The 13,581-nt window shown below is 63.8% G+C and carries 5 protein-coding genes; 4 read left to right on the top strand and 1 reads right to left on the bottom strand.

Annotation, left to right across the window (positions count from 1 at the left end; genetic code table 11):
• The first annotated feature begins 135 nt into the window (after positions 1 to 135).
• From ABIB42_RS10295 to ABIB42_RS10285, 3 genes are all read left to right on the top strand, one after another.
• Complete coding sequence (locus tag ABIB42_RS10295) at positions 136 to 3,198, top strand: TonB-dependent receptor (protein WP_273163863.1); 3,063 nt, start codon at positions 136 to 138, stop codon at positions 3,196 to 3,198.
• 737 nt (positions 3,199 to 3,935) lie between these two features.
• A complete protein-coding gene (locus tag ABIB42_RS10290; RefSeq protein ID WP_005668501.1) occupies positions 3,936 to 6,974 on the top strand; it encodes a TonB-dependent receptor in 3,039 nt (1,012 codons plus the stop codon).
• 671 nt (positions 6,975 to 7,645) lie between these two features.
• Positions 7,646 to 10,540, top strand: a complete 2,895-nt coding sequence (locus tag ABIB42_RS10285; protein WP_005668502.1) for a TonB-dependent receptor — start codon at positions 7,646 to 7,648, stop codon at positions 10,538 to 10,540.
• Positions 10,541 to 10,688: 148 nt separating this feature from the next.
• Here the strand turns inward: ABIB42_RS10285 and ABIB42_RS10280 are convergent, their stop codons facing one another.
• A complete protein-coding gene (locus ABIB42_RS10280) occupies positions 10,689 to 11,414 on the bottom strand; it encodes a 16S rRNA (uracil(1498)-N(3))-methyltransferase (protein WP_429248288.1) in 726 nt (241 codons plus the stop codon).
• 122 nt (positions 11,415 to 11,536) lie between these two features.
• Here ABIB42_RS10280 and tkt point away from each other — a divergent pair, with 122 nt between their 5' ends.
• Positions 11,537 to 13,534: a transketolase gene (gene tkt, locus ABIB42_RS10275; RefSeq protein ID WP_005668504.1), complete on the top strand. Its 1,998-nt coding sequence runs from the start codon at positions 11,537 to 11,539 to the stop codon at positions 13,532 to 13,534.
• The last annotated feature ends 47 nt before the right edge of the window (positions 13,535 to 13,581 follow it).

Here is a 13,581-nt window from a genome sequence, read left to right as displayed (position 1 = left end):
CGTTATCAAGTAAATGAATATGCCGTCAGTTGCCACAAGAGAGGAAAAGTTACAAACGCAGTGACTTTAGGATTACAACTAAAAACCAACACCGGCCGCTTCACGAGGGTGGCCGACAAGAGGACAGGAAATCGCATGTTGAAAAAAACCGTATTGGTCCACGCACTGAGCATCGCCTTCGGCGGCGCCGCACTGGGCCTGGCCGTGATGTCGCCGGCAATGGCGCAGTCGAATGCTTCCGGTAGCGTGTTCGGTACCGTCGCCCCGGGCAGCAATGTCCAGATCCTGATCGAGAACCCGGACATCGGCATCCGCCGCACCCTGACCCCTGACGCGCAGGGCCGTTTCGTGGCCAGCTCGCTGCCGAGCGGCGTGTACCGCGTGACGCAGCTGCGCGACGGCGCCAACGTGGCGACGGTCGAAGTCGAAACCGGCATCGGCCGCAACGGCGAGGCGATCTTTGTCGGCGCCCCGGCCGCCGATGGCACCCAGGTCGTGCAGGTGAGCGCCCGCCGCGCCACCATCGACACCAGCAGCGCCGGCAGCAGCGCCACCTTCAACGCCCGCGAACTGGCCTCGCTGCCGATCGGCCGCAACATCGAATCGATCATCCAGCTGGCCCCGAACACCACCACGGCCGATACCCGCTTCGCCGGCGGCGCTTCGTTCGGCGGCGGCGCGGCTTCCGAGAACTCGTACTACATCAACGGTTTCCCCGTCACCAATCCGCTGACCGGCCTGGGCGCGGCCCAGCTGCCTTTCGGCGCGATCGCCGAGGCGCAGGTGCTGACCGGCGGCTTCGGCGCCGAATTCGGCCGTTCGATCGGCGGCGTGGTCAACATCGTCACCAAGAGCGGCACCAATACCTGGGAAGCGGGCGGCCTGGTGACCTGGGAGCCGAAGTCGCTGCGCGCGACGCCGTACGACATCTACTATGGCAACACCGGCACCCCGAACAACGCCGCCACCGACGGCACGCTGCGCCTGGCGCGCGCCGAGAACACGGTCGACCGCAAGGTGTACGGCGCCTACGTCGGCGGCCCGATCATCAAGGACAAGCTGTTCTTCTTCGCCGCAGCCGAAAAGCACGATACCGAAGAGGGCCTGGTCAACGGCTTCCGCGTCGCCACCAACAACGCCTCGGTAGGCTGGCGCGACCGCGACACCAAGGTCGAGCGCTACATGGCCAAGCTCGACTGGAACATCACCGACAACCACCGTATCGAATTCACCACGATGGGCGATACGCCCGAGGTGACCCGGGCGGACAGCGGCTTCGACTACGCGACCCGCACCCGCACCGGCGTCGTCTCCTCGACCCAGCAACTGGTCAACGTCGACAACAACGGCGCCAAGCTCAACACGCTGCGCTACGTCGGCAACCTGACCGACGACCTGACCGTCACCGCACTGTACGGCCGCGCCAAGTCGACCCACGAGAACTACTTTACCGGCTATAACCCGGACCTGTTCCAGATCTCGTCGACGGTCGACGCGCGCGCGCCGGGCCTCTCCTACGCCAACCCGCAAAACATCAGCGGCAACATCCTGGCCCCGGGCTCGGAAGACATCGTCGACTCGGGCCGCTTCGACGTCGAATGGCGCCTGGGCCGCCACACCCTGCGCGGCGGCTTCGACCAGACCAAGGTCGAATCGGTCGCGGCGGGCGAATACCTCGCCGGCGGCGGCCGCTGGACCTATTACCGTGCCACCGATCCGACCGCGCAGATCGAAGGCCCGAGCGGCGTGATGATCCCGTCGCCGGCGAGCACCGGCGGCGCGCTGGCCACCCAGGGTTACTACGTGACCCGCGACCAGTTCTCGACCGTCACCAATTCGTTTGGCGAACAGAGCGCCTGGTACCTCGAGGACCGCTTCCAGGCGACCCCGAACCTGCTGCTGACTCTGGGTGTGCGCAACGAGTCGTTCAAGAACCAGAACGACAGCAAGACCACCTTCCTGGAGATGAAGAACCAGATCCAGCCGCGCCTGGCCGCGGTGTGGGACGTCAACGGCGACGCCAGCCTGAAGGTGTACGGCACCCTGGGCCGCTACTCGGTCCCGATCCCGACCCATATTTCGGTGCGCGGCGCCGGCCGTTCGACCTACACCAACCAGTACTACGCTTATACCGGCACCGACGCCAACGGCGCGCCGACCGGCCTAGTGCAGCTGAGCGAGCCGCTGTCGAGCAACAACGAATACGGCCAGGACAAGGTCGTCGAGACCCTGGCGGCGCGCGACATGGATCCGCAATACCAGGACGAGCTGACCTTCGGCTTCGAGAAGGCGTTCTCGCCGTCGCTGAACTTCGGCGCCAAGGCGATCTACCGCAAGATGCGCTCGACCATCGACGATTTCTGCGACGTGCGTCCGTTCGAGCGCTTCGCCGAAGCCAATGGCATCGAAATCACCAATCCGCTGTGGGGCAACACCTGCCAGACCTTCAACCCGGGTGAAGACAACGAGTTCCTGGTCGACTTCTCGGGCGATACGTCGCGCCTGACCCAGGTGAACCTGACCGCGGCCGACCAGGGCTTCGACAAGCCGAAGCGTACCTACAAGTCGATCGAGACCTTCCTGGAGCACCCGTTCCGCAACGGCTGGTACGCCAAGGCCAGCTATACCTGGTCGAGCAACAAGGGCAATACCGAAGGCCAGGTGCGTTCGGATAACGGCCAGGCCGACGTTGCGGTCACCTCGTCGTGGGATTATCCGGAGCTGATGGAAGGCGCCTATGGCTACCTGCCGAACCACCGCAAGCACCAGCTCAAGGCCTTCGGCTTCTATGAAGTGACGCCGGAAGTCGTCGTCGGCGCCAACGTGCTGATCGCCTCGGGCCGTCCACGCAGCTGCATTGGCAGCGCCGCCAATCCGGGCGATTCGCCGAACTACGCGAACCAGACCTTCTACTGCGGCGGCCTGACCCGTTCGGAGAACGTGCTGACCCCGCGCGGCACGGTGGGCAACCTGCCGTGGGAACACCGCTACGACCTGAACGTGGCGTACAAGCCCAACTTCATCAAGGGCCTGCAGTTCCGCGTCGACGTGTTCAACGTGTTCAACAGCCAGGTCGTGCGCAACGTGACCGAGGCCTACAACAACGGCGCCAACGTCAGTGGCCTGTACCAGACTCCGCTGTCGCTGACCTCGCCGCGTTATGCACGCTTCTCGCTGATGTACGACCGCAAGTTCTGATCCTGAGCGGTGGCCGCAAGGCCGTCGCCAGCCGGACAGGCCGCTCTTCGGAGCGGCCTTTTTTTCGGCGCTGCCACCGTCCCCACTGTATTGCGCCGCACGGCCATCAGCGCGCACGCATTGGCATGCGGGATCGTTGCACCTCACTTTGCGCTGGATCAACAAACCCAGCGACCATTCTTGCAAATTCCATGGCCGACCGTACCGGATTCCGGTACTGCCGAGGAGTCGTCCTCTTCTTCGTACGGCGCTATAAGTAGAGCGAATATCCTTTCTTGTTTTCTGGTAACTGAAAGTTTACAAAATTATCCTTGCGTGACATCCGTCCGAACGTTCTGCGGCAGACATCCCGATTTTCTCGTGTCTGTATGGTGTACGTATCGATTTTGCCGATTGCGATACAAGATTTCGTTTGATGTGCAATTTGGTGCGACAACCAGCCAAATATGTGCATCCATGCCCGGTTTTGGCGACTTTTATTCGGTTTGCGTAATCGGTCATGGTTTGTCATAAACAGTGTTGTTTATATGCATACCAAAGGAAACTGTGTCATTGACACAAGAAGTTTCCTCATGGTTCTATCCAAAAGCGCCTTTTGGTCGAATTATCAGTTAAATGAATATTTCGTCAGTGGGCCCAAGAGAGGAAAGCAGCCAACGCTGCTGAGATCGTGATTCATACACAACCATCCGAGCCCGTTCCGCCAGAACAGCGAGGAATAAAACAGGAAATCACACATGTTCAAGAAAACCGTTCTAGTCCACGCCCTGACGCTGGCATTCGGCGGCGCCGTGCTGGCCATCGGCACGATGGCGCCGGCCATGGCGCAATCGAACGCCACGTCGGTCGTGTACGGCACCGTCGCCCCTGGCGCCGACGTGCGCGTCGTGCTGGAAAACCCGGCCACCGGCCTGCGCCGCACCGTGACGCCCGATGCGCAGGGCCGCTTCCAGGCCACCGCGCTGCCCACCGGTTCCTATACCGTGACCCAGTACCGGGGTGATGCCGTGGTAGGCACGACCAGGGTCGAAACCAGCATCGGCCAGAACGCCGAGGCAGTCTTCGCCGAGGCGGGCGTGCAGACGGTCGAAGTGACAGGCCAGCGCCGCAACATCGATGTCACCTCGACGTCGTCGGGCGCGACCTTCAGCGCACGCCAGCTGGCCGCGCTGCCGGTGACGCGCGACATCCAGGGCATCATCCAGCTGGCGCCGAACACTACCCGCGTGGACTCGCGCTTCGCCGGCGGCGCCTCGTTCGGCGGCGGGGCGGCGTCCGAAAACTCGTACTACATCAACGGTTTCCCGGTCACCAACCCGCTGACCGGCCTGGGCGCGTCGCAGCTGCCGTTCGGCGCGATCGCCGAAGCGCAGGTGCTGGTCGGCGGCTTCGGCGCCGAGTTCGGCCGGTCGATCGGTGGCGTCGTCAACGTCATCACCAAGAGCGGCACCAATACCTGGGAGGCGGGCGCCCAGGTCACGTTCGAGCCGAAGAGCTGGCGCGCCAGCGAGAACGACATCTATTACGCCAACACCGGCTACAACCCGCTCACCGACAACACGCTGCGCCTGGCCCAGCGCGAGAACACGCGCGAACAGAAGACCTACGGAGCCTATGTCGGCGGACCGATCATCAAGGACAAGCTGTTCGTGTACCTGGCCGGTGAGATGATCGAAAACGACCGCGGCTACGTCAACGGTTTTCGCACCGGCACCTCGAACGCCCAGAACGGCTGGCGCGACGACGAGCGCGAAATCGCTCGCTACATGGGCAAGATCGACTGGAACATCACCGATAACCACCGTCTCGAACTGACGGCGCTGGGCGACAACCCGAAGCGCACCTACGAGGACAGCGGCTACGACTACGCCACCCGCACCCGCAACGGCGTCGTCACCTCGACCGCCACCCGCCGCAACGTGGACGACAACGGCGGCCGCACAGCCATGCTGCGCTACATCGGCAACCTGACCGATGACCTGACCCTGACCGCGCTCTACGGCCGCAGCGAGCTGAAGCACGAGAACGCCTTCAGCAACTACCAGGCTGACATCTTCTCGACCACCTCGTCGCCGGAAAACCGCGCCCCGGGCTTCACCTACGCCAACCCGCAGGCGATTACCGGCAATATCCTGGCGCCGGACGCGAAGGACAAGGTCGATTCGGGGCGCCTGGACCTCGAGTACCGTATCGGCGACCATAACCTGCGCGCGGGTTACGACCGCACCGACGTCGAATCGCTCAATGCCGGCGTGTTCAAGGCCGGCGGCGGCACCTGGGCTTACTTCAGGACGGCCAACCCGAACCGGCCGATCGGCGTGAGCGGCGGCACGGTCCCGGCGACCGCCAGCGGCGGCGGACTGGGCACCCAGGGTTACTACGTGTCCAAGCGCCTGTTCTCGACGGTGACCGACTCGTACGCCGAACAGAGCGCCTTCTATGTCGAGGACCGCTGGCAAGCCACCAAGAACCTGCTGCTGACCATCGGCGTGCGCAGCGAATCGTTCAAGAACCAGAACGAATCGAAGGTCACCTTCCTCGATATGGACAACCAGATCCAGCCGCGCCTGGCGGCGGCCTGGGACGTCAACGGCGATGGTCAGACCAAGCTGTTCGCCACGCTCGGCCGCTACTCGGTGCCGATCCCGACCCATATCTCGGTGCGCGGCGCCGGCCGCTCGACCTACACCGACCAGTATTTCACCTATACCGGCGTCGACGCCAACGGCGCCCCGACCGGACTGGTGCAGCTGACGGAGCCGCTGTCGGGCAATAACGAGTTCGGCCAGGATAAAGTCATCGCGACCCTCGCGGCCCTCGACATGAAGCCGGCCTACCAGGACGAGGTCACCATCGGGCTCGAGCGCGCCATCACGCCGCGCCTGACCTTCGGCGCCAAGGCGACCTACCGCGAGCTGAAAGAGACCATCGACGACTTCTGCGACGTGCGTCCGTTCGAGCGCTATGCCGAAGCGAACGGCATCGAGATCACCAATCCCTACTGGGGTAATACCTGCCAGACCTTCAACCCGGGCCGTAACAACACCTTCATGGTCGACTACTCGGGCGACCCGGCGAACCTGACCAAGGTTTCGCTGACCGCCGCCGACCAGGGCTTCGTGAAACCGAAGCGCACCTATGCCGCGGTCGACCTGTTCCTGGAACACCCATATCGCAACGGCTTCTACGGCAAGGTGAACTACACCTGGTCGCGCAACAAGGGCAATACCGAAGGCCAGGTGCGTTCCGATAACGGCCAGGCCGACGTCGCCGTGACCTCGACCTGGGATTATCCCGAGCTGATGGAAGGCGCCTACGGCCTGTTGCCGAACGACCGCAAGCACCAGATCAAGGCCTTCGGTTTCTATGAAGTCACGCCCGAAGTCTCGGTCGGCGGCAACGTGCTGCTGGCTGCCGGCCGCCCGCGCAGCTGCATCGGCACCTCGGCCAACCCTGGCGACTCGCCCAACTACGCCAACCAGAGTTTCTGGTGCGGCGGCGCCGAAGTCCCGCAAAACCAGATCGTACAGCGCGGCACCGTCGGCAACCTGCCGTGGGACAAGCGCCTTGACCTGAATGTCGCTTACCGTCCGGGTTTGCTGAAGGGCCTGCAGCTGCGCCTCGACGTGTTCAATGTGACCAACGAGCAGGTCACGCAGAACGTGACCGAGGCCTACAACAGCGGCGACGCGGTTTCGCCCCTGTATGGAACGCCGCTGTCGCTGACGCCGCCGCGTTATGCGCGGATCTCGGTGTCTTACGATCACAAGTTCTAAGCGCTTCAGGAAGCTCGCCAGCCGCGCGCCTGGTGTGCTTTCCAAGAAAATGCCCTGGCTGTTTCAGGGCATTTTTTATTTTTGGAAGGTAACAATAAGGCGCTCATATGGTTTATCACATCGCATTTCGACGTCATAAATGAACATAATCGAACTGAGCGTCGTTTCTACGCAACTATCTCGTGAGTCAACTACAAATTTTATACATCTATTGCTAATGCATACTATGTACATAGAAATTTTTTGAACGAAGACTCCGCATGCATATGATTTAGTTCGTCCATACTCACTTGAAACTGTCGTAAATACAATGGCTTAGCTTGGTAAGCGTTGCCGCGACCCAGGTTCCATAGGGATGAGGGAGTCAGCCGACAGGCCGTGGCAGCAGTGCGTCACCGACCAATCGTCTGCTGCCCATTCCGGGATTTAACAATATGCATATCCCATCTGCTTGTTGACGCTTTTTGTTTTGATATGGTTTTATGGAATGACTCATATGGCGTGGGATTCAACAATCAACGTCGATTGAGGGTGTTCGTCCCTGATACATGTCTGCATATGACACGCTGCACAGCCACGATGCAGATAATTTGTTTTAGGCAAAACACTTGAGCACGGACCGGTACGTGCGCCCGCATAAAACTATTCAAAGAACAGCAAGGAGAAACACAATGTTGAAACTGAAGTCGATGCCGTGCGCGATCGCCTGCGTGATCGCCAGCGGCGCCCTGGCCGGCGCCGTACCGGCACTCGCCCAGGACCAGGCCGCGCCTGCTCCCGCGGCGCAGCGCGTCGTCGTGACCGGTTCGCTGATCAGCCGCACCAATACCGAAACCCCGACCCCGATCCAGGTGCTCACCGCGGCCGACATCCAGAAGAGCGGCAAGACCTCGGTCGCCGAGCTCCTGACCGACCTGGCCGCCAACGGCGCCGGCACCCTGGGCACCGGCTTCGCCGGCGCCTTCGCCAACGGCGCCTCGGGCATCTCGCTGCGCGGCCTGACCGTCGGCGCCACCCTGGTGCTGATCGACGGCCACCGCATGGCCCCGTATCCACTGTCGGACGACGCCCAGCGCTCCTTCGTCGACGTGTCGGCGATTCCGTTCGACGCCATCGAGAGCATCGAGGTCCTGAAAAGCGGCGCCTCGTCGCTGTACGGTTCCGACGCGATCGCGGGCGTGATCAACATCAAGCTCAAGAAGAACCTGAACGGCACCCGCCTGTCGGCCGAGATCGGCGACACCCAGCACGGCGGCGGCAAGACCAAGCGCGCCTCGGTCAGCACCGGCATCGGCGACCTCGGCGCCGACGGCTACAACGCCTTCATCACCGCCGAATACCGCAAGCAGGACCCGATCTATGTGGTCGACCGCGAGCAGTTCGGCTACGCCAACCGCGACTGGCGCGCACGCGGCGGCAACGACCTGACCCTGGGCGTGCCAACCAATATCAACAATTTCCTGACCGCGTCCAGCAGCCCCTTCCTGTACAACCCGGCCAATCCGAACAATCCGGCCGGCGTCACCAACGCCAACAACCCGGCCAACTACCTGTTCCTGGATCCGAACTGCAACTTCGCCAAGTACCGCGCCGGCGGTTGCTCGGTGCGCGATACCGAATCGTTCATCCAGCCGCCGACCGAGAACGTCAACGTCCTCGTCGGCATGACCAAGAAGCTGAGCGAGGACTGGGAGGTGCAGTTCAAGGGCTCGATGTTCCGCCGCGAAAGCACCAACAACCGCAACGGCGCAGGCACGTCGCCGCTGGCCTTCAATCCGACGGCCTTCAACGGCACCACCACCCTGGTCAACGGCGTGCTGACCCCGCGCGTCGGCGCAGTGCCGGACACGACCTTCGCGCCGGGCGCCCAGGTTGGCGCCAACGTCACCAACCCGTTTGGCCAGAACGCACGCCTGTATGGCTACATTCCGGATGTCGGCGCCGCCCTGACCACCAGGAACGAGTCGACCGCCACCCGCTTCTCGGCCGACCTGATCGGCAGCGCCTACGGCTGGGACGTGACTGCCTCGGTCGGCGCCACCAAGGTCAAGAACGACCTCGACTATAGTGGCTACGTCAACCGCAGCGCGCTCTACGCCGCATTGCGCAACGGCACCTTCAATGTGCTGGGCGGTAACTCGCCGGCCGTCATGAACCAGGTGTCGCCGCACTTCAGCAACAAGATCGAGTCGACCCTGAACTACGCCGACCTGATCGGATCGCGCGAACTGCTGTCGAACTTCGGCGCCGGTCCGCTGAACTTCGCGGCCGGCCTGCACTGGCACAAGCGCGAGCAGGATGCGCCGCCATCGAGCCTGACGCTCAATGGCGCGGTGGCCAACACCGCGGCCTTCGCGATCGGCGAAGAGACCAACAAGGCGGCGTTCGCCGAGCTGCAGGCGACCCCGATCAAGAACGTCGAAATCGGCGTCGCCGGCCGCTACGACCACTACGATACCTACGGCCGTTCGTTCACGCCGTCGGCCAACTTCAAGTGGACGCCGAGCCAGCAGATCGGCCTGCGCGGCACCTTCGCACGCGGTTTCCGAGCGCCGGCCCCGGCCGAGGTGGGCAACGCCGGTTCCTTCTTCACCTTCAACGCGATCAGCGATCCGATCCTGTGCGCCAACGGCAGCCAGACCACCGCTGGCAACGTGCCGTCGGCCTGCTCGTTCAGCCCGCCATACGTCCAGACCACCAATCCCGACCTGCAGCCGGAGAAATCGAAGTCGTATACCTTCGGCATCATCCTCGAGCCGATGCGTGGCCTGAACATGACCCTGGATTACTACAAGATTCAGATCAAGAACCTGATCGTGACCCAGGCCGGCAACGATCCGAGCTTCGTCCCGACCTGGGTGCGCGGCCCGGCGGCGACGATCGACATCGCCACCGGCGCCGGCAACAATACGGTCCCGGGCATGCCTGTCGCCGGTCCGATCCTGTACGGCCTGTCGCCGTATATCAATGCCGGCAGCACCGAGACCCACGGCATCGAAGCGGATGTGCGCTACCGCTGGCGCCTGGGTGACATGGGCACCATCACGGCCAACCTGAGCGCGGCGCACGTGTTCGGCTACGAGACCGAAGTGGCTGGCGAGAGCTACCAGCTGGCCGGCACCCAGGGGCCATCGTCGGTCGGCGGCGCCACCGGCAACCCGAAGGACCGCGCCCAGTTCACCCTCGGCTATGCCCGCGGCCCGCTGGACGTGACCGCCACCGTGAACTACACGAGCGGCTTCTCGACCTTCGACCCGGCGCTGGGCGAGACCGATTGCGCGTCGACCGGCACCAACGTCGGCGGCCGTCCTTACTTCCAGGGCCTGGTCCAGCCGGCGTGGTATTGCGACGTGTCGTCGTTCACCTCGACCAACCTGAACGTGGCGTACAAGGTCTCCGAGAACCTGACCATCCGGGGCGCGATCCTGAACCTGTTCGACAAGGAAGCCCCGTATGACGTCGCCACCTACGGCAACGCGGGCAACCAGACCTCGTACAACGCCTCGCTGCACCAGCCTGGCGCGGTGGGCCGCTTCTTCAGCCTGGGCGCGAACTACACGTTCTAAGTCCTAGGCCAGCTGCCTCAGCACGTCGTTCCCGCGCAGGCGGGAACCCAAGTACTGCTTGCGTTGTCGAGACGCTTGCTACCTTGGGTTCCCGCCTGCGCGGGAACGACGTTTTTATGTTAACTAAAGAATGTACTTTGCAGAACGTTCAGATACCGCCCCAGGCGCCGGCCAGCACCGCCAGCGCCGCCAGCCCCGCGGTTTCGGTGCGCAGCACGCGCGGACCCATCGACAGCGACAGGGCGCCGGCGGCGACGGCCGCGGCTTCTTCCTGCGGCGTGAGGCCGCCTTCGGGGCCGATCAGGAAGGTGACCGCTTGCGGCGTACTGGCGCGCGCCCAGCCGGCCAGCGATTCGGTCGCGCGCGGGCTGAGCAGGATGCGCACGCCGTCGGCCGGCGCCGCCAGCCATGGCTGCACCTCGAGCAGCGGATGCAGCCGCGCCAGCCGGTTGCGGCCGCACTGCTCGGAGGCGGCGACGATCACGCCCTGCCAGTGCGCTTGCCGCTTATCGAGCCGCTCGCCGGCCAGGCGCACGACGCTGCGCTGGGCCGCCAATGGCTGGATCGCCGTCACGCCCAGTTCCACCGCCTTTTCCACGATCCAGTCCATCTTCGAGCCTTCAGGCAAGCCCTGGGCCAGGGTGACGGAGTAGGGCGTCTCGGCCTCGACATCCTCGAAGGCGTCGACCGTCGCCGTGGCGCGGCGCTTGCCGCTCTCGCTCAGGGTGGCGCGGTACTGGCCGCCTTCGCCATTGAACAGGGTGAGCGTCGCGCCCGGCTGCAGGCGCACCACGTGCAGGTGGTGGGCGACGGCTTCCGGCAGGTCGACGGTCAGGCCGGCGGCGAGTGGCTGGGGGCAATAAAAACGGGGCATTCGGTGAGGGCTTGCGTTGAAGGAATAAACCTGCATTTTAAATCGGCAGCACCCCGGTCTGGTAGAATAACGGGCTACGGCCTCGCGGGCCATCGCTTTCCAATCCCTGATCCACGATCTCCATGAAATCTACGCAAACCACCACCCTGATGGCCAACGCGATCCGCGCGCTGGCGATGGACGCCGTCCAGAAAGCCAACTCGGGCCACCCGGGCATGCCGATGGGCATGGCCGAGATTGCCGTCGCGCTGTGGGACAAGCACTACCGCCACAATCCGGCCAATCCGGGCTGGACGAACCGCGACCGCTTCCTGCTCTCGAACGGCCACGGCTCGATGCTGCACTATGCGCTGCTGCACCTGGCCGGCTACGACCTGACGATGGACGATCTGCGCGACTTCCGCCAGATGCACTCGAAGACCCCGGGCCACCCGGAAGTCGGCATCACCCCGGGCGTGGAGACCACCACCGGTCCGCTGGGCCAGGGCATCGCCAACTCGGTCGGCATGGCGCTGGCCGAGTGGCTGCTGGGTAACGAATTCAACCGTCCAGGCTACGACGTGGTGGATCACTACACCTACGCCTTCCTGGGCGACGGCTGCCTGATGGAAGGCATCTCGCACGAAGTGGCGTCGCTGGCCGGCACCCTGCGCCTGAACAAGCTGATCTGGCTGTACGACGACAACGGCATTTCGATCGACGGCCGTGTGGAAGGCTGGTTCACCGACGACACCCAGAAGCGTTTCGAGGCCTACGGCTGGAACGTGATCCCGAAGGTCGACGGCCACAGCGTCGCCGACATCGATGCGGCCATCGAAAAGGCGAAACAATCGGATCGTCCGACCCTGATCTGCTGCAAGACCATCATCGGCAAGGGCGCCCCGAACCTGGAGGGCGGCGACAAGGTCCACGGCGCGCCGCTGGGCGACGCCGAGATCGCTGCCGTGCGCAAGCACCTGATCTGGGATCCGATCCCGTTCGACATCCCGGCCGACCTGTACGAAGCCTGGGACGCGAAAGAGCGCGGCGCGCAGGCCGAAGGTGAATGGAATACGCTGTTCGCGGCCTACCGCGGCGCCCACCCCGAGCTGGCCGCCGAATTCGAGCGCCGCATGAAGGGCGACCTGCCTGCCGATTTCAGCAAGACCCTGGACGCGGCGATCGCCGCCTGCGTCGACAAGGCCGAGACCATCGCCACCCGCAAGGCCTCGCAGAACGCGATCCAGGCGCTGGCCCCGGTGCTGCCTGAATTCCTGGGCGGCTCGGCCGACCTGACCGGCTCGAACCTGACCAACTGGAAGGAATCGGTGCCTGTGCGTTCGGGCATCGCCGGCAACCACATCAACTACGGCGTGCGCGAATTCGGCATGTCGGCGATCCAGAACGGCGTGGCCCTGCACGGCGGCTTCATCCCGTTCGGCGCGACCTTCCTGACCTTCTCGGATTACAGCCGCAATGCCCTGCGCATGGCTTCCCTGATGAAGATCCGTTCGATCTCGGTGTTCACCCACGATTCGATCGGCCTGGGCGAAGACGGCCCGACCCACCAGTCGATCGAGCACGTCTCGTCGCTGCGCCTGATCCCGGGCCTGGACAACTGGCGTCCGTGCGACACCGTCGAGTCGGCGGTGGCATGGGGCGCGGCGGTGCAGCGCAAGGACGGTCCATCGACCCTGATCTTCTCGCGCCAGAACCTGCCGTTCATGGCGCGTGAAGCGAACCAGGTCGCCGACATCGCCAAGGGCGGCTACGTGCTGCGCGACAGCGCCGACGCTAAAGTGATCCTGATCGCGACCGGTTCCGAAGTCGAGCTGGCAGTGAAGGCATTCGACGCGCTGGCCGCCGAAGGTATCGCCGCACGCGTGGTCTCGATGCCGTCGACCGACGTGTTCGACCGCCAGGAGGCGAGCTACAAAGCAAGTGTCCTCACCAAGGGCATTCCTCGTGTCGCCATCGAAGCCGGCGTGACCGCCTTCTGGTACAAGTACGTGGGCCTGGAAGGCGCCGTGGTCGGCATCGACACCTTCGGCGAATCGGCGCCGGCGCCGGTGCTGTTCAAGCACTTCGGCTTCACCGTCGAGAACGTCGTCGCGAAAGCGAAAGAAGTTATCGCAGCATAAGCATTTGCCGGACGCGGGCTGCTCCCAGGAGCAGCCCGTTCTACTAT

Source organism: Massilia sp. UYP32 (assembly GCF_050434365.1).
GTDB classification, from domain to species: domain Bacteria; phylum Pseudomonadota; class Gammaproteobacteria; order Burkholderiales; family Burkholderiaceae_D; genus Telluria; species Telluria timonae.
This window is presented reverse-complemented; position numbering and strand designations above follow the sequence as displayed.

Excerpts from the sequence above, each read along its gene's own strand:
- ABIB42_RS10295 (WP_273163863.1), top strand. The coding sequence starts at position 136 with ATGTTGAAAAAAACCGTATTGGTCCACGCACTGAGCATCGCCTTCGGC.
- ABIB42_RS10280 (WP_429248288.1), bottom strand. The coding sequence starts at position 11,414 with ATGCCCCGTTTTTATTGCCCCCAGCCACTCGCCGCCGGCCTGACCGTC.
- ABIB42_RS10285 (WP_005668502.1), top strand. The coding sequence starts at position 7,646 with ATGTTGAAACTGAAGTCGATGCCGTGCGCGATCGCCTGCGTGATCGCC.
- tkt (WP_005668504.1), top strand. The coding sequence starts at position 11,537 with ATGAAATCTACGCAAACCACCACCCTGATGGCCAACGCGATCCGCGCG.
- ABIB42_RS10290 (WP_005668501.1), top strand. The coding sequence starts at position 3,936 with ATGTTCAAGAAAACCGTTCTAGTCCACGCCCTGACGCTGGCATTCGGC.